The following is a 26,043-nucleotide window of genomic DNA, read 5'->3' as shown; positions in this document are numbered from 1 at the left end:
TTCATCACCTCGTCTTTGTTTGTATTTGTATAATAGCACCCACCTATCGGATAAATTTCTGAAATATCAAGAATTTCTTATAAGATTTTAAGGAAGTGTGCTTGGGTTCGTTCCAACAGCTAATTCCGGCAACTGAGACAAGAACTTGTTCTACTAAAATAAAAAAAAGCCGCTATAATAGCGACTTTCAAATGCCGTATTTATACTTCTCCCCAAAAAATCTCAGTTTCATAATCGAATTCAATAATTATTGTTCATCGATTTTCACGCTCCCATCCCTATTTTGACATCCTATATACTGGCTTCAGTAACAACTTCAAAATCTTACTCCCCCAAAAAGCAAATACCGTCGTTCCTGTCCATGAGCTGCGCTTATCTTGGCTGTATTGATCGTTGATCATATAAGTCCGAGTCGAAATAGGACTCTTCAGACCGAACTGTTCCCATTTCTCGGGATCATTCGAACCTCCGAGTTTTCTAAGCATATTCGCCGATTCATGATCTATTTTAGCCGGAATTTGCTCGAATGCTTGGGTGATTTGCGTATGAAACTCGTCGATTGGGTTGCGACTGGTAATGCTCTCGAGATGAATGCTTTCACGAATGTAAGAAACGAATGCCAGATGGTCAGCCCAGAACTCGTCGATATAAAAAAGCCGTACCCGCTGCTCCGATGGGCTCATCGGTCTCTCGCCTTTCAATATTCCGAGCCGTTCTTCGTATAGGATTCGCCTCTGATCCTCCACCATATCCGAATAACAGTTCAATTCCCGCTGAATATCGAAGTTTTGGCCTATAATAACGCGCTGAATATGCTCGATTTTGCTGTGGAGCGCCGGATCATCAAGAACCTCGTCCTGATTGGGAGCGTGAAACAGTTTATGAATGCCAAACCGAAGCATCAACTCGTCTTCCAGGCTAATATAAAATACGGAAGCTCCAGGGTCACCTTGGCGGCCGCAACGTCCGCGCAGCTGGTCATCAATCCGCATACTTTCATTCACATATGTACCTATCACGTATAATCCGCCAAGCTTGGCAATGACTTCTGCCTGCGCGGGGTTGCCGCCACCGAGACGAATATCGACGCCGCGTCCTGCCATATTCGTAGATACCGTTACTGCCCCGATTTCTCCGGCTTTAGCGATGATTTCGGCTTCTTTTGCATCGTTTTTTGCATTCAGAACCTGACAAGGTACACCGGTAACCGCTAGCGCCTCCGCCAGCATGTCAGACTCCTCGACGCTTGACGTACCAATAAGAATGGGCCGTCCCATCCTATGGACGGAAGAGATTTCTCGTACAAGCGCCTTATATTTGGCTTCTTTGTGGGTGTAAATTCGATGTTTGTGGTCAATCCGTATGTTTGGTTGGTTCGGCGGAATTCGCACGACCTGCAGCGCATAGATATCTTCGAATTCCATTGCTGAAGTGTGCGCCGTAGCCGTCATTCCGCAAATTCCCGAATACAGACTAATAAAGTGCTGAATGGTGATCGTGCCGAGAATTCTCCCACCGGCCTTCCACTGCAACCCTTCTTTGGCCACCAGCGCAGCTTGCAGCCCGTCAGGCAAATACCTGTTCTCGGCCACACGTCCGGTGTGTTCCTCGATTAGCTCAATTTCACCGTCCCTGACGATGTAATCGACGTCTTTTTTTAATAACGATTCCACATGCAGCGCACAATTCAATGACGTTAACCAATGACTGTTATGGCTATCGTACAGATTGCCACATCCCAGCAGCAACTCCGCTTTTGCAGCACCTGCTTCATTCAAGTAAACGTTCCGCTGGAACTCGTCAAAATCGTAATGCTCTCCTGGCTGCAGCTGCCGGGCCACTTCTGCGAAAAGAACGCCATCACTTTTGGAAGCACTCGAATCGCCACTAATGACTAACGGCACCCGCGCTTCATCAAGAAGCAGCGAATCCGCTTCGTCAACGATGACGTAGTGGAAAGGACGGTGTACGGTATCAGCCTCATTTAATGCTATTGTGTCACGCAAATAATCGAACCCTGCTTCTTTAGCCGTAACATAGGTTATATCCTTGGCGTAAGCTTCCCGTTTCTCGAACAGGCTCATGTCCGATTGAACCGAGCTTACCGTTAACCCGAGGAAGCGATAGATCGGGCCCATCCACTCCGCATCTCGATTTGCCAAGTAGTCGTTAAAAGTAAGCACATGAACGCCTTTGCCTGTCAACGCGTTGAGATAAACAGGCATAACAGCAGAGAGTGTTTTTCCTTCACCGGTATGCTGCTCGATCAAAAATCTTTCGTGCAAAGCGATAGCAGCCATAATCTGGACATCATACGGCTGTAATCCGAGTGTTCTCTTCGCAGCCTCGCAGACTAAAGCATAAGCATCAACAAGTAGCTCATCCAAAGACGTGCCTAATCTTGCTTCTTCTTGCAGCCGAAGGGATTCCGCTTGCAGGCGCTGATCGTCCCAAGTTTCCAAATTCCGTTTCCTTATAAGCTCCACTCTGTCTCGATAATCTTTCAACAAACGCCGGGTATCGCGCTCTTTGAATTCACGTATCAACTTGACGACTACATTCATCGGATTCTGATTCCTCCTTAGTAGAAATAAGTAGTGAAAAGAAAAGACTCCATACGGAGTCTTTTCTGTCGATGATTAACGTGCCACTCAAACCATTTGTTATAAGAGACAACTACATTACTTCTCCGATGGGAGTGGTGTGAAGAGCAGATTGACCGGCAGGTTACTTCCTGGCGCGGCAGAGAAAAGAATCGTTACGCTCTCTCCAGTTAACCCGGTGCGGTAAAGAACGCTTTGTTCACTTGAATTGCTAACCGCAACGTTACCTTCGGCAATCGCAACCAACTGATTGTTCACCAGAGCTACTCCGGAGTACTTCCCTCCACGTGGGTTAAAGGAGATAAGTGTACGCGGAGCAACATTGGACAGCGTGATTTTGTACAGTACACCGAAATTACCTGCATTGGATGCGTCAGTGTAAGCCATAGGATCTGTTCCTACCAGATTGGGATCGCTTGAATTGTCACCAAGTGGCAGACGGGCAGGTTTGATTCCCACGTGCTCATCGTACTTTATAGTGCGAGTCGCATTCGGGTACGTACCCCGGTTGTGTACGCCGTCACGATCCAGCACAGGTAACAATGGCAGAGCCTCGAACGGATCTTTATTTTCTTCCACCAGGATAACGTTATAGTCTAAGGAATAATCACTATAAGCGTCCGAATAGAGAGAGATTACTTGTCCTTCTTTCATCGGCGTTTTATTAAGTTCAGTCAAAATCAATTTACTTTCCCCAGGTTGAAGGTACTCTTTCTTTTGATCCGCTCCGGTCTGAATCGACTTGAACCATTTATCAATAGACAATTTCCCAGCTACGGTAGCATACGGAGTAGGGCCGGCAAAGCCCATATTCTGTTGTTCAAATACGGCCGGATTTGGGTTGTTATTGGTTGCAATCACATACATTTTTACTCTTTTGCCTGTATTGTTCACGTGGTGAATCATGAAACGGGTCTGCCCCGAAGATGATTCTTTATATACAATGCCTTCCGTATTCACAGTTTCCGGACTGTTGCTGCGGATCAGCAAACTTGGCTCATCCATGTACGTATAAGGCACTTTCTCCATCGTAGTCACTTCGCCGCCGTTAAAGGTGAATTTCTGTCCTACCGGCGTGAAGAGTAAATTAAAATCGGTAAATGAATATAAGGTCTCATTGGTTATGGTGATGACTTTGGAGTACGTGTTCGTAGCGCCGTGATTGTCAGTAACCGTAAGAGTCACCGTTTTTGGCCCCGGTTCAAAGAACGCAAGTGAATTGTTCTCCCACGCCGCTTTAACAATATTATTTTCATCATCTGTACTTTGGTCTGTGTATGTTATTTTTTCGCCCATTTTATACTCTTCTTTATCCGTGGCGAACATGGCTACAGGAGGAAGATTAGGAGCCAAAACTTCAATCGTAGTTGAATAGGGATCGCTCCATTGACCATTGGAATCCTGTACTTGATATGAAATCGTATATGTACCTGCTTGATCAAATGAATCCTGGCGACCTGTCCAGCGTTCGTCAACGATATCCATTCCATTAGGTGAACTGGAAGAAGTCACGTAGTCCACTTGATCACCCGCAAAGATTTCCTTTTGGGAAATGGTGAAGCTTGCAACAGGTTTTGTATTCAGATTCAGCACAACCGTCTTCGCCGACTGATTCACTTTATAGGTAATATTCAGGGCTTGAGTAATGGAAGTTAACGGTACCATGAATGTACTTTTTTGCTGATATGCAGGGCCTTTCATCGTTCTGGTCTCTCCGTTTACCGTATAGTCCTTGCTGTTAGTCTTGAATCGGAGTTCATCCTCACCACTAATAATGATGGTTTCCTTGGTTTTGTTATCGTATTTGACGCCGTATCCCACACGGTCAACCAGCGCACGGATTGCAACATAGGATACACCGTTTTTTACAGCCATTGGCTGGCCAGCAAGATACGTTTTTCCATCCTGCTCCATTTTGTTGCTATTCATGTACAACGTCAGATTTCCACCTGCTACTGCAGGAGACGTCCCATCAACGGATGGTTGCTCTATCTGAGCAGGCGTAGCTGGCGTTTCAACCTTCTCAGGGGTTTCCTCTTGAACTACAGGTTTTGTATCCGTTTCGTTTGTAGGGGTCTCTCCCCCATCCAATGCAGGTTTCTCGCTATCTGTTTTGGGTGTTGCCTCAGTGCCGGTTGAAGTTTGAGTGTCCTTGGCTTCAGTGGGCGGAGTATTGGTAGATTTGTTGTTGCTCTCCGTCTTCACTTCACGCTCTGCAATCGGCTGCTCTTGCTGTAACACCTCAACTGATTCTACATTGGCCGTGTTTACTGACGCGGTGTCACCTTGCGGTGCTGATTGCGCATTCACAGAACCGACTGCAAATGCTTGAAAAACGGCTAAAGCGGTAAAAATGGATAATTTCTTCTTCATATTCATGTGTTGTCTTTGGCTCCTTCTACTCTCTAGTAATTTATAACCCCTCAAAAAGTCATAATATTAGACGCTAGATTTAGGAAAAAGTTTCTAATTGAATTGTAAATTATGGATTTTTGTGCAACTATTTTTTCAATGTTTGGTTATAAGTTCTTTGAATAAGAAACACCTATTGAATAATAGTCTTGATTTTGCACAAGATAATCCATGTCGCATTTTATAAAGAGGTGGATCAATGACCCCAACCAATCAGGCTTTCTCTGAATTAAAAATGAATATTTCTTATGTGGAACAGTCCCTCTACTGTACTGACGATTTGAAACAACAACAGCTTCTACTACATGGTGTACAGAGTGTACTTCTCTACATCGATTCACTTGTAGATCAGGAGATCATTCAAACACATGTCTTAACAGCACTGAATGGCCAAGCTCATTCGGAAATCTACCCATCGTTCACCACTTTAGAAAGTCGAAAAGATACGGATCTGCAACGTGGAATAGACTCACTTATTCAAGGGAAATGTCTTTACATAATCGACGGGTACCGGGAGTTTTACATTCTTTCTACCGAGAAAATGTATGTCCGTAGCACAACCGAACCTGAAAACGAAGGTGTTATTCGCGGTCCGCACAATGGATTCGTAGAGCAGCTTTCCGTTAATTTGAATCTGATCCGTAGACAAATTATCAGTCCATCCTTAATCGTTCGATATTTTAACGTCGGCGAGAAGACACATACCAAAATTGCAGTTGTATATCTTCAGGACTTGGCCAATCCGGAGTTGGTGAACGAAGTAGAAGAGCGAATCACATCCATATCTTCAGATATGGTGCTGGCTCCAGGTTTTATTGAAGAGTTTATAGAGGATAACCCCTTCTCTCTGTTTCCCCAGCAGCTCAATACAGAAAGACCTGACCGGGTTATTGCCAACTTGATGGAAGGACGTGTCGCCATACTTGCCGAAGGGAGTCCTTCAGCTCTTATCGCTCCAGTTACGTTTTTTGCTTTTTATCAAAGTCCGGATGATTATCATGGTCGCTGGATCGTCAGTTCCTTTTTACGTTTAATTCGCATGATGAGTTTTGTCATTGCTTTTACATTACCTGCTGTTTATATTGCTACCATCTCCTTTCACTCCGCTATTTTACCGATCGAGCTGGCACACACAATCAAGAAATCATTGCAGAACATCCCCTTTCCTGCACTTGTAGAGGCAATGTTGCTTGAATTGATCTTTGAAGTATTAAGAGAAGCCGGGGTCCGACTTCCCAGCCGCGTGGGCCAGACTATCGGCATCGTTGGCGGTTTGGTTATCGGAGATGCTATCGTTCGTGCGGGGCTTGTATCCTACACAATGATTATTGTGGTTTCACTAACCGCTATCTCGTCATTTTTGGTGCCTTCTCATGAGATGAGTTCGGCAGTACGTATCCTCCGGTTTCCAATGATGATTGGAGCGGCACTTTTTGGATATATCGGCATCGCTTTTGGTCTGGTGATTCTAACCATTCACCTCAGTAAGATGGAAAACTTCGGATCGCCTTATTTTGCTCCAGTGGCCCCTTTCCGATTAGCTGACATGAAGGATGTATGGATTCGATTTCCCATTTGGGCGCTTCGCGGGCGTCCTCATGATGCCCGCCCGCAGCGGCTGAATCAGCAGAAGTTCTATAGGAGTGGGAAAAAACGTGAATAAGGAAACAACAATCACTCAGGGACAATTATTCTTGCTCATTCTGAAATTTGAGATCGGTGTAGATATTTTGTCCCTCCCTTACCGCATACACCTTCTCTCTAAGGGCGGCGGGTGGATCTCTGTTTTCCTTGGAGGGTTTCTGATTCAACTTGTCATACTGTTGTGCTGGCTTTTGATGCGAAGATTCCCGAGTTCGTCCATTTACCACATTTTAACGCTGATCACGGGTAAATGGATTGGCAAGTTGCTGATCATTGCCTATGTTGGATATTTCCTGTTAATGGGCACTTCTGTTCTGGTGAACGCTTACGGTGTGATTAACCGCTGGATGCTGCAGGATACGCCTCGATGGGCTATATTAGCCCTCTTCCTGTTCAGCAGTATCTATTTGGTTCGGCAAAAATTAAGAATCATTGCGCGAGTACTAGTGCTCATCTCCTTTTTGGTCTTGCCCATGATGGTATTGATCAGTTATGGACTCAAGGAAGTCAATCTGTTATATCTTTTGCCTTTAACCGAAGCAGGATGGCCCAATATCATTAGTGGATCAACCGAAACATTAATGGCTATGTTTGGATTCGAGTTTTTTCTCGTTGTGTTTCCTATGGTTGAAGGTAGCAGCGGTGGCAAACTTAAGTCTGTTGCTTCAGCAAGTGCTGTTGTAGTGTTGTTGTATGCGTTCACCGTGTTCATCTGTTCAACGGCTTTTAGCCCCCAGCAACTTGACTTAATGCCTGAACCGGTCATTTATCTGCTTCGTTCTATCCCACTTGGGACAATGGATCGGGCCGATTTCCTGTTCCTCCCCATCTGGTTAATATCCATTTTTGGGGCCATATGTGGCTATTACTATACGGCATCCTATGGGATAAGTTATCTCTTCAAACAAAAACACCATAAAAAAGCCGTACCGTATGTCGTTCTTGCTTCTTGCATAATTGCCTATCTGCCACAACAGAAGGAAAAACTGGAGTTGATTAGTACGATTGCCAACAGATCGGCATACTTTTTTCTCATGATCCTGCCTCTGCTCCTGTTGGTTCTATCTTATATAATGAAACGAAAAGAGAAGATGATATGAGTAAACGGGGGAAAATCCTCATCCTGCTGACCCTGCTCATGGTGATGACGGGATGTTGGGATCAGGATAGTTTAAAGGATGCCAGACTGGCTAGTGCTTCGGCGTTTGACATCACCTCAGAGGGTGAAATTAAACAGACGCTTGAAATTGTCGATGATTCTGAGAGTCAACAAGGGAGCAGCGGTAATGAAGTCCACTCAGGCACCGGGAGATCTGTCCGTCAAAGTACAGATAGAATTCGCGCTAAAGTGACTGGTGATATCCGGTTTTTCAAATATGGGATGATCTTATACGGCAACAAACTCGCACAAAATGATATCTACCCATACCTGGACGTCTTATATCGGGAACCCGATTACCCAACCTCACATGTGAAAATTGCGATTGTGGATGGCGATGCCGGAGATTTGTTACACCAAAAAAGAGTTGGCAGCATATTGATTGGTGAGTTTATCACGAAAAAAATTAAGAGTCTGGAGGAATTATGTATTTTTCCTGAGATGACGTTAGAGACCCTTCTCCCTCCCATGCTGGATCCGGGACAGGATTTTACGCTGCCTTATCTATATAAGGATGGAGAGGAAATTGATGCTCGGGGAATTGCCCTGTTTCATGGGCAAAGGTTCAGTGGCAGTCTTAATACCGAACAGGCTCCCCTATACATTATTATGAGTGGGAAATGGAATAAAACGGCGCGTTTTGTCAAAAAGGTCCACCCAGGGCCTTCCAACAACCCGCGGAACTATGTCACTTATGAAGCAAATATCGCACAAATTAAGCGCAAACTTGCGGTAAAGGTGGCAAATGATAGCCAAATTGATGTGAATCTCCGTATCGAACTTCCAGTAACGATCGTTGAGTATGCAATGAATCATCTTCAGGAAAAAGACACCATTGAACGTCTGAACCGCCAGTTATCCGATGACATGACTCAGGACGCAGAACAAATTATCAAGACACTTCAGCAAAGTGGTTGTGATTCCTTCGGTATTGGCAGACATGTAATTGCCCATTACCCGGACTTATGGAAAAGCCTAGACTGGAATAAAGAATATGCGCAAGTTCGTTTTCACCCGGAAGTAAAGGTTACAATAGTCGGCAGTGGCGTTTTAAATTAGCAACTTGATATCATGTAATTGGGAAAGCTCTCTTCCATTTGGAAGAGAGCTTTCTCCTTCATATTCAATTCAAAAGTCTTCAGATCTCCACTTCTTATCCATTCCTTACAACAGGAATCCACATTTCACCATATAGCAGACCGTTTCTCTCTCCCATTTCAACCGTAGTGTTTGGGCCACCAACATAGGCATAATCCTTTTCCGTCGGTAGAGCTTGACCAAAGGCAATGCCAGTAAGCATATTATTGAGCGCATCAGCCGTTTCAGCTTCGCCCTTCACAACCAGGTATGCTCCCTTAGGAAATTGGATTACTCTCGTTGCTTCTGGCAGAGATTGTTCTGTCATGACCCCAGCATAATGCATCATCTTGTTATTCACTGCTTCGTTCACAGCAAAAATGTAGTCATTCGTAGCTAGAGACTTTAATGTGTCCAGACTTCCATCCTCTTTCACAGCGGACCAAAAATCCGCCTTCTCTTTGCTGATCCCAGCATAGTCTGTGTAGTCGCTTTTTAGCTCTGTTCCAATACCCAAAACGATAAAGCTGTCTTTTTCTTCGAAATGATAATTACTCATGGTTTACACCGTCCTCTTTAAATTTTCAGTTGATTTGTGTTTTCACTTGATAGGTTTATAATAACCTTAAATCATGTCAGAATATGATACTGTTTAGGGGGCCCAATGAAAAAAGTTGAACGCATAAATACCATCACGCGGTATATCAATAACCGTGCCCACTTTACCATCTCTGAAATCATGCGAGAATTTAATATTTCTCGTTCAACAGCCATTCGAGATATCAGAGAAATTGAAGCCATGGGAATGCCACTTGTCGCTGAAGTTGGGCGTGACGGGGGTTATTTTGTCATGAACAACTCCCTCCTGCCCACGGTCCGGTTTACCGATAATGAAATCAAAGCGTTATTCATTGCCTTTATGGCGACAAGAAATCAACAGCTTCCTTATCTGAAGAGTCGTCATTCTTTGGCTGAAAAATTATTGGGCCTTATCTCAGAAAATCAGCAAGATGACCTTGTGCATTTGAATCAAATATTGCTTTTTGAAGGGACCAATCCCCATAATCCAGACTTGCTTGATCTATCAGACCTGCCTCACCCTACCTTGGAAAAACTTATCCAAATTCTTCTTATAGAACGTTATCTGTTAGTTACTGTCCAAGAAGAGAAGAAAACAAAGTCCTATCCCATTGTTCTCTTGCACCTTCATCATCAAAAAGGACATTGGATCATTGAAGGTTTTGACTTGGAGGAAGAAAAAAGACGGATCGTATCCGTTGATAACCTCATCCATGTTGAAGCATACCCGGCGAAAAAAAGACGGAGTACAAAAAAGATTGTAGAACAACTCAAACGAAATACACAGGAAGAAGTTATCAACCTTGTCCTGGAACTTGGTCCAAAGGCGATTGCGCAATTCAAAAAATACCATCCTTTAAAGTTTTCAATAGCCTATACGAATCCATACCAAACTACAGCCCTCCTAAAGGCATTTATGAATGTTCATAACTCGGAAGAGTTAACCGAAATCACCAATTGGTTGCTCTTTCTAGGTGAAGACATCAAGGTTAAGGAAATTCCGGAAGAAGTCCTGGATGCTGTACAAGAGAGATTAAGCCTATACCAAATGAAGCAGTGAGCAGCTCCTCCTCCCTAGTCTCTCCATTTTCTAACAATGCCTTACCGGAATTCAGGCTGAGCGTTCAGTTAGAAAAACCAAAAAAGCCGCTATTGCAGCGACTTGTGATGGAATCATATTCATAGTCATTCATGTCTTACACCAATGCTTGGCGAGCTGTTCCTTCTATACTAAAAGTCAGCATTAGACTGGGCATGATTAGGTATATGCTGCGAGATTTTTTTGACGAGTAGAAAATAAGTAACAATGGCAATGATACTGGTCATTAATAAAGTGAGTCCTAACGGGACGGCAGTGTCCTCACCTGCGATGCCGACCAAAGGAGCAACCAGTGCACCCAGAAGAAAAGGAACAACGCCGAGCAGTGCTGCTGCACTTCCGGCCATCTTAGCTTGACTCTCCATGGCCAGCGGGAATGCAGCTGTAGACGTAATGCCGATCGAGCAAACGAAGAAGAACAATGGAATCACCAACGCGAAAAGTGGACCATGAACCAGAGTTACGACCAAAGCAGCCACACTTGCTATTATAGCAAGCCATAGACCAGATAATAGTAGCGTCTGCTCAGGGATACGTTTGGCCAATCGACCTACGATTTGAGATCCGATGATCAAGCTGATGCCGTTCGAAGCAAACAGTATAGCAAATACTGTGGGTGTGACTCCATATATATTTTGGTAAATAAATGGTGTTCCCGCCACATAAGCAAAAACCCCTGCCGTCATGATTCCCTGTGCCAGCATGTAACCAACAAACTTTCGGTCACGCAGAAGCATTCTGTAATTACCCAATTGCTGTTTGAAGTCAGGAACCATACGTCTTTCGACGGGGTGTGTTTCTTTTAAGCTCCACTTTGTCATGATTAATAAGAAAATACCCAAGAATGAAAGGCAGATAAATACGCCAATCCAGGTTGTGAATGAAAGAACCCCACTTCCCGCAATCGGTGCTGCCAAAGGCCCCAAATTCCCTACGAGCAACAGCAAAGAGAAAAATTTAGTGAGTTCATGTCCACTGTATAGATCTCTAGCTATCGCACGGGAAATGACAATTCCAGCTGATGCCGCAAATCCTTGCGTGAACCGAAACAAAATCAATAGTCCGATATTCGGAGCAAAAGCACATGCCAAGGAACAAATAATATAGGCTGCCATACAGATCAACAATGGTCTTCGTCTACCGTACGCGTCACTCAAAGGACCCATAACGAGTTGTCCTACACCGAGTCCTAATAAACAAGCAGTAAGGCTAAATTGTACAAGTGATGCCGTTGTATTCATATTTTGTGCAATCTCCGGAAAAGCCGGTAAATACATATCAATCGTAAATGGACCTAATGTAGAAAATAAACCTAGTAGTATTGCCAGTCCAAAAACATTCCAATTTGTGCTCTTCGCCATAATAAATAAAATCTCCAATTCCTTATATAATTTGCAAGCCTAATCGAGTATAAGACATAGAGTTAACTGTAGGTCAAGTCTTGAGACTATTAAAACCAAAAAAAGCCGCTTATTAAGCGACTTTGAATGGAAAACCATCTAAATTGTGTAACTTCCCCGGCCTGAACCCATATGACTCATAATTATTTCAGCAGCTCGCTTGTAACCGCCTGCCTGCCTTAAAGATTCACCAATCAGGTAAGCCTGCCGTCTATAAAGTGAATTGTGTAGTACTTCTGTTAATGCCTCTCTCAAATGAGTTGCACTGAGATTATGTTTATTTAAAGTAATACCCGCGCCCAGCTCCTGTACCCGATTGGCAACAAGAGGCTGATCCGATGTTAATGGAATCATCACCATCGGAACGTTGTAATATAACGCCTCACTTGTACTGTTCATTCCAGCATGTGTAATAAACACATCGGTATGCTGCAGCATGTCCAACTGAGCAATGTATGGCTTGACGATAAAATTAGGAGGTATTTGATCAGCCAGCGGCTCCATATCCGTGTATTTTCCTGAAGATAAAACAACATTCACGGGTAGATCCCCTAATGCTTCAAAGCAAAGCTGATAGAAATCCAAGTCTTTATTTAAAATCGTACCCATAGCAATGTACACGGTTTGCGGGTACCGTTCACGAAGCAACTCAAACGAGAAGCCCGGTGCATCTTGCCGTGTTATGATCGAAGGACCCGTGAAAATAAAACGATCATCCAGCTTGTCGGCCTGTGGCTGAAAATAACGGCTGGTGTACACGAGTTTTAACTGACCTGCATGTGCCGGAATCTCTTCCATGGCTGGAATACTCACTTGAAACTCTTCGGCTAACTCCGTTGTGATCTTCATCGTAGCCTCATATAACTCCTTCGTCTCCGTCTCATTCAGAACTGAGCTAGACCCCAGAGGCTCCACAAAAGCAAAGGACGCAATCGAGCACACCGCAGGAATTCCCAGTTTTTCTGCAAGAATAGTCCCTCCCCATCCCACCAGGGAATCAAAGATCATATAATCGAACTTTTGATCCTCGATCACCTGCAGTACATCGGGGACGATCCTCCGGATAATACTTACCATCATATAAATGAACTGATAAGGATGCTTGTATTCCTGGGGTTTCAACACCGGATCATGAGAGAAGGCATCTTGTGGAAATGGATAGGTAATGATCTGGGCACCGCTTTGTTCAATGCGGGAACGGTACTCCTCCGTGCACACATAGATGACTTCTTCACCATTGTCTATCAACTGAGTAACTAATCCTAACGACGGATTCACATGTCCTTCAGCAGGAGTAATGACTACTAATACACGTGCCATCTTACCCACCTCCCAATGCAATTAGTCCCCCCGTTCTTCGTGATGTATTTAACGACGCGGTCGTCATCCGTTACATGGAGATGTTATCCTTCACTGGGCTGATTGGATGATGTTCTTGATGAACGAGTTTGGTAATTCGTAGTGATGCTAAGAAACTTAACAAGACCCATAATAATTGTAGTGTTAACACGATCAAAACACCTGTCGATATGCCCCACTGTAACGTTTCGGACAAGGCAATCAGGGCGCCACCAACTCCAATGCTTACGCCCATATAGAAGGAATCCACAAATTGCAGATTCGCGGACATTTCGCCCTCTTTCCTGGGCAAGGCATGTTGTAAAGCAATGGCTGCCGTTGTAGGGTTGGCCAATCCAACACCGAACCCTGTAATCATTTGTGAGAGAAGGATGAGTATAATCCCGCCGTCCGTCAAAATAAGAGCCAGGATCACAAGTGCAGTTCCAACGATCATAATCCCAATGCCCGTCATGACTCTGCCCTTTCGGGCACGACCTTGATCTCGTGCATCCAGCTTGGCTTGTAACCACGCTGCGGCGGACCAGCTCAGAGAACCTGCTGCTACAATGAGACCAGCAAGGTCAGCTGATAGTCCCTTCACTTCGGTTAGTGCCAAGATCACAAAACTTTCCGTTGTAAAATAACAAGCAACATATAGCCCTCTCGAAACCAAAGTAGCAGGCAATCCTTTTTGTACCGAGAAAGTGCCCACAGGCAGCAATTTACGCATTGGTGTGATCATGACGACTAATCCAGCCAAAGTGAGTACTGTGCCTTTCCAATCGGTAATCATACCAAGGCCTGTGAGTAACAGCCCCGTTCCAACGGCAAGCAGAATCGCATACATAATCTTTGAGTCGGTTGCTCGCGCTGGACCTGACAGATCTTGCTGAAGCTGCAAATGACGGAAAGAACGGAATGTGAGACTGAGCGCTATTCCAATCAAGGGTAAAACGATCCAGAAAACATATCGCCACGAGATGTAGGAAGCTATAAGGCCTGCTGCATAAGGTCCGATTAAGGTAGGCAGGACAAATGCCATGGAGAATGCGGCCAGGATTTGAGTACGAAGTGTATCTGGATAATGTAACGTCACACAGGTATAAATGCATGTGATCAGGGCCCCCGCTCCAAAACCTTGAAGGGCTCTTCCAGCAATAAGCATGTGCATATCGAAAGAGATCGCGGAGACCACAGTTCCGAACACAAAAACACTAAAAGATATCAGCATGGATGTAAAAACGCCGCGCTTGTCAATCTGCTGACCCATAACCAAGGTTCCAATAAGCTGAGATAACAAAAATGCGCTGAAGATCCAACCATATAAATGAATGCCCTCTAAACTTTGTGCCATTTTCGCGGCAATCGTTGTGATAGCCAGTCCTTCGAAAGCTACGGTTGACAGAACCAGCATAATACCAATTGTAGTCGCCCTGTACTGAGCATCAAAAATCCCAATCTGATTGTTATTTGTCTTCTACACCTCCATAATTAGATGGATATTATGGTAAAATAAACCTTTTAACTTCCTGAATATACATGAAGTGTTATACTTTGTAAAGTTAAATGTTTAAAAAGTAGAATGATGGTCTAGAATAGAATCAACATTTTTTCACTTCGCCACGATAATTGGCCATTCTGAAACTGGCCCCGCATCCACACGAAACTTTGGCATTTGGATTATTCATGGTGAATCCACCTAACATTCCGCTCTCTTCATAGTCAATCTCAAGACCATCAATATATGGAATACTGTTTGCGTGAACCAATATCTTAAATTGCTTTTTATTTAACACAATGTCTTCTTGTGCCTGCTGTTCATCCACGATAAGGGTATAAGATAAACCACTGCATCCCCCTTCATCAACGCCTACTCTAAGGAAGGCATTTTGGATATCCGCACTTGATAGGATCTCAACGATTTTGTCCGATGCTGTATCACTGACCTCAATGATCATCTTTATTCCTCCCGGTGGTATCATTTTGAAATTTGGTATCCCAGTCCATTAGACAGGGTATGAATGCTGCAAGAGCAGCTCCTTTTGGCGTAAGTTCATAAATAATTTGTGTAGGACGTGTCCGTATTGTTCTTTTGACCAAATGATCATGTTGAAGACCCTTTAAACGTCTGGAGAGGATCATTTCGGAAATGGAAGGAATGTTATCGAATATTTCACCGAATCTCTTCGGGCCTTGAGACAGAGCACATAAAATATGGATCGTCCATTTCGTTCCGATGATGCGATAAGCTGTAAATAGTTTATTCGGATCTTCAGTGAGCAATGGTCTGTACACCCACTTTCTTATTCATCCGCGTGGTGAGATCCGAGTGCTGGCAATGATACTCGTGACGATCAACAAGAGATGGAAACCCATGGCTACAATTAAGCCGGATTGAAGTGACATACCGCCAGCCTGACACACGACAAGAATGGAACCACCAATGCCGATCACTACACCAGGTGTAAAAGAATCTGCAAATTGCAGATTTGCCGAGGTTTGGCCCACCCCTTCTTCCCCCGTTTGGGAAAATGCGACAACACCACTAATCGGATGCGCCAATCCAATACCAACTCCTGCAATGATCTGACCAAGAACTGCAATGGTAACGGTCACAACAGGTACCCAAAATACGATGGCAATCCCTATGGCAAGTAACAATACGCCAAGAATAATTCTCATATGACGTCCACTGCCCTGATCTGCCGCATCCCACCGTCCTTGCAGATACGCAATGATACACCAACTTAATGCAGCACTCGCCACAATTAATCCGGCCTGAGAAGGTGTAATTCCTTTCACATCGATTAGAGCCAATACCAGGAAATTCTGTGTACTAGTATAGGCAGCGAAGAACAATCCACGTGTTGCCAAAATAGCTGGCATTCCTCTGCGCAACGTAAGTGTTCCCTTCGGTAGCAATTTACGGAGAGGAAATATCATCAATACGAAGCCAATTATGACTAAAACAAATCCCATAATGCTCGGAAGCCTACTTAGACCAACCAGGAAAACCCCTGTACCCAACGTTAAGAGTAAAGCCATCCAAGTGGATGAAGATCCGCTATCCCCTCCCGTCTTCTGCACTTTCAATTTCCTAAAGGCAGGTAAACTAAGCAATGCTGAAACCACCAGCACAGGTAAGATCCCCCAGAAAACAAAGCGCCAGGACCACTGATCTGCGATAACTCCTGCTACATATGGACCGAGCATGGACGGAAGAACATAGGCAGTACCAAATGCTCCAAGAATTTTGGCACGTAACTCATCCGGGTAACTTAACGATATAGCTGTATACACACAAGTCATCATAGCTCCGGCACCCAAACCCTGTAGAGCCCGTGATCCTATCATGGTATACATGTCGCCTGCGGTTGCGGCAGCGATCAGCCCTACGATAAACAACAGAAGTGCAAAAGTGAACGGTGCTGCAGGTCCTCTTTTATCAATGATTCGACCGACGACCAAAGTTCCGATAATCTGCGCAAGCAGATATGTACTGAATATCCATCCGAACAGGCTAAGGCCGTTCAAGTCTCCAGCAATTGAAGGAGCAATGGTGGTGACGGATAAACCTTCGAATCCAACGGCCATCACTGACAAAATAATCCCTATGGTTAGTGCAAAATAACGCGGGCTGAAAATACTTTGATGATTAGACGACATGAAATGTGACCTCCAAGAAAATTGGTATGTATACATCGTATCCGGATACTTAGTAAACATTTTTGTTTATAATGTCTAAGCTACAGTTCGGCTTTGACTTTGTCAACATGTTTGTTTAAAATGTAGTTAGTCATGTAGATTCAGTTGTTTCAAAAGGAGGTGCACCATGAGCGGAAATCAAACCAAAAAGGATGCCTCGACCAGTACCCGGAGAGCAATTATTAATCTGTTAAAAGAGCGCGGGGGAATGGATGTCGTGGCACTCTCCACTCAGTTTTCGTTATCTGGAATGGCTATTCGGCAACATCTGAATGCGCTAAAAGAAGAAGGATTGGTTACCACTGTGGAAGAGGCCCGTCCCATGGGTCGCCCCACCAAGCTATGGATATTAACTCCCGCGGCTAATCGTTTTTTCCCAAGTGGATATTCCGATTTATCCGTCAGTCTCATCAATTCGATGAAAGAGGCTTTTGGTACTGAAGGGCTGGACAAGCTGCTGGATGTTCGAAATAAAAATATGCAAGAACAATATCTTCAGCATCTTGGTGATTCATCAGGTGTCAGAGAGAGATTGGAGAAATTGGCCGAAATTCGTACAAATGAAGGTTATATGGCCGAGGTTAAGGAGCAGGATGATGGCAGTCTTCTATTTATTGAGAAGCATTGTCCGATCTGTGAAGCGGCCGCGGTATGTACCGGGTTATGCAAGAATGAGCTACATTTATTCAAAACGGTTCTAGGCGATAATGTTCATATTGAACGGGGAGAATACATTTTAGCCGGAGGAAGAAACTGCGTATACACCGTTAGGCATAATAAGCCATGACCAAAAGAGCAACCTCATTGGAGATTGCTCTTTTGGTTTGGATTTGAACAAGATTAGAACGATTCTACTGTTTCCGGATTCAGCGTTTGAGAAATTTACAGGTGCCAAAACCGCAGATACTTCCCATAGCGCAGAAGTGATATTTTCCATTGGTGCTGACAGTAGAGAAGAAGTTGATGCCTTTATTCATAAAGTCGAGTTCGCTGAAGCTTCCGATAAAATCATTTTCCTGATCCTCCAACAACAAATAACGATAACAACAATCTGTCTATAATAATGGCTAGTTTTGTTATCATTATTTGTTATTTTACATATTCATTCACCACCCGGTAATCCTCGTTACTTTCTCCGTTTCTTCACACGTCTACTTCTCATGTTCCTTTATCACTTGTTCGATCCCGAGCAAAATAAGCTTCAAGCCGAACTCAAACGCTCCGTCGGTTCCCATCACCTCAAACAGACCGTTCTTATACATCCTGCTGAATAGTCCAGCTTCCTTCTCACTCATAGAGTCCAGAAGGCTGATCATCTCTTCACCCTGAAGTGCTTCCTGGTCCTTAAGAACAGCAGATATATTGCGCTGATGCTGATAATCGTCCAGTACGAAATAGAATACATAGTTGACCAGTGTAAGAACGGCCTGTAATTTCTGCTCTTGCTTTAGTGGCGTTGATTCCATACAGAGCAACATGCGGTTGGTAAATCGAATCATGTCCGGTTCGTGGGGCAGCGTCATCATCATGAGTTGTGTGGAACACGGGTATCGGCTGAGCACACTCCGTATCGTCACCGCAAGCCCCTCCATCTGCTCCTTCCAGTCCCCTTCAGTATGAAACTCGTCCAGAATAATTTTCGATATCTGGTTGGCCAGACGCTGGTAGAGCGTCTGCTTGCTCTTAAAGTACCAGTATAGAGATGGAGCCTGAATCCCCAGCTTGTCTGCCAAGCGTCTCATGCTGAATTTCTCGATGCCCTCTTCCCCCAGAAGCTCCCACGAAATTTCCAAAATCTTATCTTCCGAAATCTGAGGCTGTTGTTTTTTCATCGGTATCCGCCCTTTTATCTAACAGTGTAAGTTTATGCTTTACAGGTTCATAAGTTCATGATAACATCTAACACTGTAAGGTTCAATCTAACGGTGTTAGATTAGATCAATATTAACGAAGAAAGTAGTGACCCACATGGATGCAGAAAACCTCCATTACTTTGAAAAAGCACCAATCGCCAAAGCCGTAGCTCATTTTGCTGTCCCAATGATGCTAGGCACGTCAATGAGTGTTATTTACTCCATCTTGAATGCCTATTTCCTTGGCACACTGGGTAATACGGCAATGTTAACCGCACTCGCATTAACTTTACCTTTATTCGCGGTTATCATGGCCCTTGGTAATTTAATTGGTATAGGCAGCGGTACATTCATCTCCCGTTTGCTGGGAGAGAAAAAAGTAGATGATCTGAAGCATGTATCTTCATTTGCCTTTTACAGTAGTTTAGTTCTCGGAATTATTGTGATGGCCGTTGGGCTCCCGCTGATTGAACCAATCGTTCATGGGCTGGGGGCAACGCCAGAGTCCTTCGGATTTACGAAAGAGTATGTCACGATTATGCTTATGGGTTCACCCTTCGTCATCTTATTCTTCACCCTGGAGAATATCGTGCGCTCAGAAGGTTCAGCAATGACTTCTATGACCGGTATGATTCTCAGTGTTGTTATAAATATTATCCTCGATGCACTATTCATTTTTGTCTTCCATTGGGGCGTGATCGGCGTTGCATCTGCTACCGTCATCTCCAACTTGGTTGCGAGTGCATTTTACGCTTACCATATGAGTTATAAGAGTCAATTCTTAACCGTCTCCCTAAAATGGTTCAAGGTGACCAAGGACATCCTGAGCAATGTGTTCAAAATCGGTGTTCCCGTCTTTGTTATGAGTGTCTTCTTGGGTGCAATGTCCCTTATTCTTAACCTTTTTCTTGTCGAATATGGGGATCAGGCCGTTGCGGGGTATGGAATCTCATCACGTTTATTGCAATTTCCTGAGTTTATTCTGATGGGCTTGTGCGAGGGAGTTGTGCCATTGATTGCCTTTTCATTCACAGCGAACAAATTACGCATGAAACAAACCATTGGATTCACGATCAAATCTATTTTGGCATTAGCCATCCTGTTTGGGGTTGTCGTCTATCTGATTTCCGATCACTTAATTGGTTTATTTACGACTGACCCGCAATTAATTGAAATGGGTAGCTACATTCTTCATGTGACCTTCTTATCCTTGTTTATTACAGGAATGACTTCTTTGTTTATGGGGATCTTCCAAGCAACAGCCCAAGGAACCGCGGCGTTTGTTATGTCCATCATTCAAGGGATTACACTAATTCCTGTCTTGTATATCGCTAATCAAATGAACGGCTTTCATGGAGTGATCTGGTCACTCGTTATTGCGGATGCGGTGGCGTTCCTAGTTGGGGCCATCATGTTATATGCTTTGCGGACCAAATTGCAGCCGGATCTGGAACATTTGGCACAGTAGTTAACATATAACACGCAAAAAGGCAGGATAAGGGCGCACCCTGACCCTGCTCTTTCATTTCGAAATGACAAATATCTATCTGGTGATACGAAGAGATCGTAAACCGTCTTTTATAAGGAAGAAGTGGTCAACATATGTTCTATCTCATCCATATACCCATCCACTGTAATACTTCTCGGAGCAAACAGAAACCGTAGTGTTTGTTTCCATTCCGAGCCTGCAATAGAGGTTGGTAACATCGAATGTTCTGTATTAGAGAAGATTTTCACATGAAGCAAGGAAGATGGTTGAATTCCTTTACGGTATGCTTGCTCTGTATCAACAATGTCCACATTCACATCATCTTCTCCAAGCAGAAGTAGTACAGGGGTTTTGAAATGATGCAAATCCGCCGTGGCATCTGAAGCAAAATTTTTCTTTATGAAGTTCCAGCGTTCTTTGGAAATCAGATCATCCTCTCGAGCAATCTTGGTGTACTCTTCATATGTGCCATGTTTTTTTAAAATCTCTTTAATCTGGTTTTCATAATCGACCTGATTTTGGATCTCCTCGGGGGAATGACCATCCTTCGCCATTTGGCTGCGTGTGTTGTATTCCCCCTGTTCCAACCAGTTTATCGCTGGTGATACCAAGATACTGAAGGCGAGATGTTCTTTGCCCGCAAGCTTAGGAATCACCCAACCTGCTTGGCTGGCACCCCATACGCCTATTTTGGAATCATCAATGATGGATTGTTCTTTCGCCCATGCAATAGCTTGCTGTGCCTCCACAACACGATCATCCATGCTTTGATCTAGCCAGTTTCCCTCTGATCCCCCGATTCCTCGTTTATCTAGCGACAAGGATGCATACCCGATCGATGCCAGTCGCTCCCACAACGGTTTGTATCCCTCACCATGAGTAGAGTCTATCGGACCGTCACCGTGAATAAACAGCACTAGACCCAGCTTGCCTGAATGGTTTCTCGGTACAGTCAGCGTGCCTGTTAACTTGCCCTGGGGTGATTGAATTTCAACGGTTTGTTCCACCATGTCAAATTCACTTTGAGCGATTATATACATTGCTGTACCAACCAACAATAAGATTGCCACAATAACTGAGATGTATATTTTTTTTCGTTTAAACATAAGAATCTCCTTTGTAAATCATGTAATGCCATTGCTTTTCGCCTAATAGTAGGCCGGTCAGAAAACTGTTTGTACTATACTGCTTGCGAAATTGATAGCGTTCATATAACTTTATCGCTTGATGATTCTGACTTGCCACATGCAAGCTAAGAAATGACATTGATTTGGATTGCAACATATATTTCTGTGCCCATTGAAGCAACTGCGTACCAATTCCCTTGCCTTGGTGCTGTGGATGTACAACCAGATCTTCCACATAACATTCGCCTAATGTAGGAGTATGCTTCAGCAGATGTAAACCAGTTATTAACTGAAGCAGTTTCCACATGCCAACCCTATTGCACTGGTCCCACCAATGAGGGTTGGTACGAACGCTTGTTATTGCTGCTCTGTTATCTGTTTCCTTCCATTTCAAGCACATGGTGCCAACAATCTCCTCATTTTCACGGGCAATGACTCGAAGACTACTTAGTTCCATGGGGGGATGATTGAGCAACTGTTCAAATACGTAAGCCAGATCAGTTATGGACAATGATGTGATCTTTTGAAATTTGTGTCCAAAACCATAAGCCATGAGTTCAGCAACAGCTTGATGAAACTGGGGACAAACGGGTTCTATCTGAATGGAAGTTGTCACTGTGTGCCTCCCCTAATCAATCATTTGTAACAATAGCTCGTAATGAAGCTTTTCTGGTGTGAATAAAGATAAATAAGATTTCTCTACCATTATAAGTGGACCGTGATAGGGATAGCCCTGATCTTCTGCGTAAGCATAAAATTCGTTGATATGTTCTTTGAGTTCAGCTTCAATTTGTACATATACATGACGAGAAAGGTATTTTCCTCTAGGCAAAACTAAATCGTTTGCTCCCTCCTTTTGTGTATAAATTCCTACGGTGTCCGTCTCGTCGTACGCATAATGGATGTCGGCTTCAAATAAATTGGGAATGTTCCCCTTATGTTGGGTCAGTTGCCTTGCTTGCAAGTACCCTTGCGCTTCCATATGGAACCACAGTGATAAGTGAATCTCCTCACGAGTAACAATATAATAAGTAACTTGATCCTCTGGCGGAATATGCTCTTTCTCATGCAACAACTTGCTGATAAGTTGTTTTGTTTGCTGAAGCTGATTGATAGCTGCTTCCGTGTCTACCAACGCTTGATGAAATAATGATGTGATTTGATCACATGTCAGATTACTCAAACATTCCTTGATCATTTGAACAGACAGTCCCATTTTGCGAAGCAACAAAATATGAGATAAACGATAAATTTCATCAACCCCATACATCCTGTATTGGTTTTCTGCTATAAAAGCGGGGTTTAACACCCCTTTTTCTTCGAAGTATCGAATTTGATGTACAGAGACTTTCATCAGCTTTGCCAGCTCGCTAATCGTAATTTCATCACTCAACCAAATTCACCACCTTTGCTGTTTTTCATATTACAAGCATAAACCTTAGGTCTGACCTAAGGTCAAGTTTTTATTTTAACCTCTCCTGATAACAAAAAAACCACGGCACCCATTTTGGCACCGCAGTTCAATGATCACTTATACTATTGAATTTCTTTCATGTAAGATTTGAATTCCTCGGCGATTTCTTTGTATTTCGTATGATGCAGGTAATGCGAACCTTCCATTGGGATCATTTTGCCCTGTGCCGATTGTTTCACTTGTTCTTCATGTAGTGGAATCCACTGTGGATTGTGCTCGTTATTGGATTGTACGAAGAGAAGCATCGGCAGATCACGAGGGTAAGTGAGATTTTCTCCATTTTTGAAATTGGAACCCAGGTGTTTAAGCTCATCTACTAATGTAGGATTCGTCGAGACTTGATTCGAAATCAACTTCATCTGTTCTTTGGTATGTTCATCATAGGCAAGTGATGCATATGAATCACCGCTTACTTTATTGAGTACTCTCATTAAGCCTGATTTTTGAAGGAATTTCATTAAGTTCAAAGGTAATTTAACATCCATGCCAGGTTGATTCGGAACACTGCTATCGATCCCGACAAAAGCAGAGACTTCATCCGGATACGTGTTCACATAAGTCGCCGCGTACAGTCCCGTGATGGAATGCCCCATCAGAATATAACGATCTATACCGAGCTGCTGTACAGCTTCATGAATTTCACTGACAATATTCTCGGTGGTTCTCTCCGTTTCGGTTTGGTCACTTAACCCATAACCGAAAGGTTCAATTGCCACAACTTTGTAATCAGAGGTTAATTCATCGATTAATAATTTGAAATCAAGTACTGGCGACGTTGTTCCTTGTCCAGGTAGTAGCACAATGGTTTGTTCACCGCTACCTTGAATGGACACATTCATATTTTTCCCATCAACATTAACATATTGACCATACGATTCAATTTTCTTTTTCTCGATCCCATTACTGATTGTATGAACGACAAACGTGATGCCCATGAACAGCACCAACGCGCCGACAATACCACCTATTATTTTCAACCATAAGTTCCGTTTTTTACGGCCCTTAGTCCCCGTTGTTGTTACATCCACTGCTTCTGCCATATCCATCTTCTCCTGTCCTTTATATCTGTAGAGCCGCTCTTGCGACATAGGTATAGTGTAACCATAGAAGATGTCCCCTACGTGACGGGAATATGAACGGAGTATGAACTACAAAAAAAAGAGAGCTGCTTGTTAAAGCAGTTCTCTTTATGATTAGAACATTTTTAGTGGTCCAGGAATACAAGCTGAATGAAGAACAATACCGCAAAAATGTAGAAGATGGGATGAACATCTTTACCTTTTCCACGAAGCAGCTTGAGTACCGGATAGAAGATGAAACCTACGCCGATGCCTGTCGCAATACTATGCGTCAATGGAGTAAGGATGATAATCAGGAAGGCAGGAAATGCTTCTTCGAGATCATCCCATTTGATTTTGCTGATAACGTTAATCATAAAGTACCCAACAATGATCAGTGCCGGAGAAGTGATCGCCGGAATGCTTGATATTACACTTACGATCGGTGTGAAGAACAAGGTCAGCGCAAGCAGCACACTTACCGTTACCGCTGTCAGTCCCGTTCTTCCGCCTGCAGCGACTCCTGTGCTGGACTCGATATAAGCTGATGTTGGGCTTGTTCCGAGCAAAGCGCCACTGGTTGTTCCTACGGCATCTGCCAATAATGCGCCACGCGAGCGTGGGAATTTACCATCCTTAAGCAATCCTGCTTGTTCAGCAACGCCAAGCATCGTGCCGGTCGTATCAAACAGTGTGATCAGCAGGAACGTAAATATGATCGTATACAAGCCATTCGAGAATACACCTGCCAGATCCAGTTGCAAAGCCGTTGAGGTGAGTCCTTGCGGCATGGAGACAATTGATTCTGGCATTTGGAATAGTCCCATGATCCAGGCAAGTATCGCTGTAACCACCATGCCGATGAACAGGTAACCCTTCACTTTGTAAGCCATTAGCACAACTGTGATAATTAATCCGATAATGGTCAGATAAGCCATTGGCTCAGCCAAGTTTCCGATCGTAATCAAATTTGATTCTGAATCGGCAATAATCCCGGCATTTTGCAAACCTACCGTTGTAATAAACAATCCGATCCCTGCGGTTATGGCATGTTTTAAGCTAGCAGGAATTGCATCAAGCAACATGTAACGGAATGAAGTCAGTGATAAAATAATAAACAAAATCCCTGCTATAAATACGGCTCCCAGTGCAACCTGCCAAGACACGCCATATCCGGCAACTACGCTATAGGCAAAGAATGCATTCAGGCCCATACCCGGCGCGATGACGATTGGATAATTGGACCATATTCCCATAATCAGAGTTCCCACAATACTTGCCAGTACCGTTGCTATGAATACTCCGTTAAAGTCCATGCCTGTGCTGCTGAGTATTCCTGGGTTTACGATAACTATGTATACCATTGTGAAAAATGTTGTAACCCCTGCGATAATTTCTGTGGGGATGCTCGTGCCTCGTTCTTTAAGTTTGAACCATTTGTCCATGGTAAAGCCAGCCTCCAACTTTCAAATTATACTCCAAAGCTAAAAACAAAAAATCCTAATCTTCATATAGGATTGTAATATTGTCGCTCCTATATTCGTTGTTAGGATTTAAAGATTCAACAGCTAAGCTCTAAACTAAACATAAAGATACTCATATCTGTTTTCAACCTGAAGTCCATTTCGTATTTTAATTAAAATCACATGCAATGTCAATGAATTAACGATTTGTTCACAGTTGTTTACGAACTATACAGACATTATATCTTGTGTTCATTCGTTTTTAGAATAGAGTAAGTACGTATCGCTCAATGTCTGCAATATATGAAGAAAGACTGCCAGCAATGTTCACTGACAGTCTCTTGGTTAATTCGTAGTAGGTTTCTCTTCATATTCGCTGGATAATTCTTTAAGCGATTTGATTTTGCCATGGGGATGCTGTTCTTGCTTTCGTGACTTCCAGGCAGCTTCTTTGCGTTTCTTCTGGTCAGCCATACAAGATATCCTCCTCTGGAAACTGAGATGTTTACTACTTCTTTATGATGTCATTTCTGGACAACTTTATTCTGCATGCATATAGA

General features: G+C 43.6%; 23 protein-coding genes. 7 read left to right on the top strand and 16 right to left on the bottom strand.

The window, feature by feature from the left end; translation table 11 throughout:
• Positions 1-278: 278 nt before the first annotated feature.
• Together AC6CIF_RS12025 and AC6CIF_RS12020 are read right to left on the bottom strand one after the other, a co-directional pair.
• The gene (locus AC6CIF_RS12025; RefSeq protein ID WP_498199802.1) at positions 279-2,564 is read right to left on the bottom strand and encodes a preprotein translocase subunit SecA; all 2,286 of its coding nucleotides are present in this window, start codon (positions 2,562-2,564) and stop codon (positions 279-281) included.
• A 117-nt stretch (positions 2,565-2,681) separates the two neighbouring features.
• Positions 2,682-4,982 carry a copper amine oxidase N-terminal domain-containing protein gene (locus AC6CIF_RS12020; RefSeq protein ID WP_498199801.1) on the bottom strand — a complete coding sequence of 767 codons (2,301 nt, stop codon included), beginning with the start codon at positions 4,980-4,982 and terminating at the stop codon, positions 2,682-2,684.
• Between the two features lie 232 nt (positions 4,983-5,214).
• On the opposite strand from AC6CIF_RS12020, the gene AC6CIF_RS12015 reads away from it, so the two are divergent.
• Genes AC6CIF_RS12015 through AC6CIF_RS12005 form a run of 3 tightly spaced genes read left to right on the top strand, consistent with a single transcriptional unit; the run spans position 5,215 to position 8,877 of the window.
• On the top strand, positions 5,215-6,678 hold the full coding sequence (locus tag AC6CIF_RS12015; RefSeq protein WP_498199800.1) for a spore germination protein: 1,464 nt from the start codon (positions 5,215-5,217) through the stop codon (positions 6,676-6,678).
• Positions 6,671-7,759 (top strand): GerAB/ArcD/ProY family transporter, encoded by a 1,089-nt coding sequence (locus AC6CIF_RS12010; RefSeq protein WP_076210622.1) that lies wholly within the window; start codon positions 6,671-6,673, stop codon positions 7,757-7,759. The genes AC6CIF_RS12015 and AC6CIF_RS12010 overlap by 8 nt, the downstream gene beginning before the upstream one ends.
• Entirely contained in the window at positions 7,756-8,877 is a 1,122-nt protein-coding gene (locus tag AC6CIF_RS12005; RefSeq protein WP_498199799.1) for a Ger(x)C family spore germination protein, read from the top strand. The genes AC6CIF_RS12010 and AC6CIF_RS12005 overlap by 4 nt, the downstream gene beginning before the upstream one ends.
• A 94-nt stretch (positions 8,878-8,971) precedes the next feature.
• Here the strand turns inward: AC6CIF_RS12005 and AC6CIF_RS12000 are convergent, their stop codons facing one another.
• Positions 8,972-9,454, bottom strand: coding sequence for a GyrI-like domain-containing protein (locus tag AC6CIF_RS12000; RefSeq protein WP_498199798.1), 483 nt, complete (start codon positions 9,452-9,454; stop codon positions 8,972-8,974).
• A 105-nt stretch (positions 9,455-9,559) separates the two neighbouring features.
• On the opposite strand from AC6CIF_RS12000, the gene AC6CIF_RS11995 reads away from it, so the two are divergent.
• Complete coding sequence (locus AC6CIF_RS11995; protein ID WP_498199797.1) at positions 9,560-10,534, top strand: helix-turn-helix transcriptional regulator; 975 nt, start codon at positions 9,560-9,562, stop codon at positions 10,532-10,534.
• Between the two features lie 170 nt (positions 10,535-10,704).
• On the opposite strand, the gene AC6CIF_RS11990 is transcribed toward AC6CIF_RS11995, so the two are convergent.
• The 6 genes from AC6CIF_RS11990 to AC6CIF_RS11965 form a co-directional block, all read right to left on the bottom strand.
• Entirely contained in the window at positions 10,705-11,934 is a 1,230-nt protein-coding gene (locus tag AC6CIF_RS11990) for a multidrug effflux MFS transporter (protein WP_498199796.1), read from the bottom strand.
• A gap of 138 nt (positions 11,935-12,072) precedes the next feature.
• Positions 12,073-13,293, bottom strand: coding sequence for a macrolide family glycosyltransferase (locus AC6CIF_RS11985; RefSeq protein ID WP_498199795.1), 1,221 nt, complete (start codon positions 13,291-13,293; stop codon positions 12,073-12,075).
• Between the two features lie 70 nt (positions 13,294-13,363).
• Complete coding sequence (locus AC6CIF_RS11980; protein WP_498199794.1) at positions 13,364-14,728, bottom strand: MFS transporter; 1,365 nt, start codon at positions 14,726-14,728, stop codon at positions 13,364-13,366.
• A 187-nt stretch (positions 14,729-14,915) separates the two neighbouring features.
• The gene (locus tag AC6CIF_RS11975; RefSeq protein ID WP_498199793.1) at positions 14,916-15,272 is read right to left on the bottom strand and encodes a HesB/IscA family protein; all 357 of its coding nucleotides are present in this window, start codon (positions 15,270-15,272) and stop codon (positions 14,916-14,918) included.
• Entirely contained in the window at positions 15,262-15,609 is a 348-nt protein-coding gene (locus tag AC6CIF_RS11970) for a winged helix-turn-helix transcriptional regulator (RefSeq protein WP_370511441.1), read from the bottom strand. Before AC6CIF_RS11970 ends, AC6CIF_RS11975 begins: the two co-directional genes overlap by 11 nt.
• Positions 15,610-15,621: 12 nt before the next feature.
• Entirely contained in the window at positions 15,622-16,980 is a 1,359-nt protein-coding gene (locus AC6CIF_RS11965; RefSeq protein WP_498199792.1) for an MFS transporter, read from the bottom strand.
• 166 nt (positions 16,981-17,146) lie between these two features.
• Here AC6CIF_RS11965 and AC6CIF_RS11960 point away from each other — a divergent pair, with 166 nt between their 5' ends.
• Together AC6CIF_RS11960 and AC6CIF_RS11955 are read left to right on the top strand one after the other, a co-directional pair.
• Positions 17,147-17,806 (top strand): helix-turn-helix transcriptional regulator, encoded by a 660-nt coding sequence (locus AC6CIF_RS11960; protein ID WP_498199791.1) that lies wholly within the window; start codon positions 17,147-17,149, stop codon positions 17,804-17,806.
• A 37-nt stretch (positions 17,807-17,843) separates the two neighbouring features.
• Positions 17,844-18,080, top strand: a complete 237-nt coding sequence (locus tag AC6CIF_RS11955; RefSeq protein ID WP_498199790.1) for a hypothetical protein — start codon at positions 17,844-17,846, stop codon at positions 18,078-18,080.
• Between the two features lie 90 nt (positions 18,081-18,170).
• Here AC6CIF_RS11955 and AC6CIF_RS11950 read toward each other — a convergent pair whose 3' ends face one another.
• Complete coding sequence (locus AC6CIF_RS11950) at positions 18,171-18,851, bottom strand: TetR/AcrR family transcriptional regulator C-terminal domain-containing protein (RefSeq protein WP_498199789.1); 681 nt, start codon at positions 18,849-18,851, stop codon at positions 18,171-18,173.
• A 136-nt stretch (positions 18,852-18,987) separates the two neighbouring features.
• Here AC6CIF_RS11950 and AC6CIF_RS11945 point away from each other — a divergent pair, with 136 nt between their 5' ends.
• The gene (locus AC6CIF_RS11945; RefSeq protein ID WP_498199788.1) at positions 18,988-20,340 is read left to right on the top strand and encodes an MATE family efflux transporter; all 1,353 of its coding nucleotides are present in this window, start codon (positions 18,988-18,990) and stop codon (positions 20,338-20,340) included.
• Positions 20,341-20,450: 110 nt separating this feature from the next.
• Here AC6CIF_RS11945 and AC6CIF_RS11940 read toward each other — a convergent pair whose 3' ends face one another.
• From AC6CIF_RS11940 to AC6CIF_RS11915, 6 genes are all read right to left on the bottom strand, one after another.
• Positions 20,451-21,467, bottom strand: coding sequence for an alpha/beta hydrolase family protein (locus tag AC6CIF_RS11940; protein ID WP_498199787.1), 1,017 nt, complete (start codon positions 21,465-21,467; stop codon positions 20,451-20,453).
• Positions 21,460-22,104 (bottom strand): GNAT family N-acetyltransferase, encoded by a 645-nt coding sequence (locus AC6CIF_RS11935; protein ID WP_498199786.1) that lies wholly within the window; start codon positions 22,102-22,104, stop codon positions 21,460-21,462. Before AC6CIF_RS11935 ends, AC6CIF_RS11940 begins: the two co-directional genes overlap by 8 nt.
• A gap of 12 nt (positions 22,105-22,116) precedes the next feature.
• Positions 22,117-22,881, bottom strand: coding sequence for a MerR family transcriptional regulator (locus AC6CIF_RS11930; protein ID WP_498199785.1), 765 nt, complete (start codon positions 22,879-22,881; stop codon positions 22,117-22,119).
• 143 nt (positions 22,882-23,024) lie between these two features.
• Positions 23,025-24,002: an alpha/beta hydrolase gene (locus AC6CIF_RS11925; RefSeq protein ID WP_498199784.1), complete on the bottom strand. Its 978-nt coding sequence runs from the start codon at positions 24,000-24,002 to the stop codon at positions 23,025-23,027.
• Positions 24,003-24,166: 164 nt separating this feature from the next.
• Positions 24,167-25,465, bottom strand: coding sequence for an NCS2 family permease (locus AC6CIF_RS11920; protein WP_498199783.1), 1,299 nt, complete (start codon positions 25,463-25,465; stop codon positions 24,167-24,169).
• 363 nt (positions 25,466-25,828) lie between these two features.
• Positions 25,829-25,957 (bottom strand): DUF6254 family protein, encoded by a 129-nt coding sequence (locus AC6CIF_RS11915; RefSeq protein WP_219845137.1) that lies wholly within the window; start codon positions 25,955-25,957, stop codon positions 25,829-25,831.
• Positions 25,958-26,043 lie beyond the last annotated feature (86 nt).

This window comes from Paenibacillus sp. GQ49 (genome assembly GCF_059759055.1).
The sequence above is the reverse complement of the archived record's forward strand: the minus strand, read 5'-3'. Positions and strand labels throughout refer to the sequence as shown.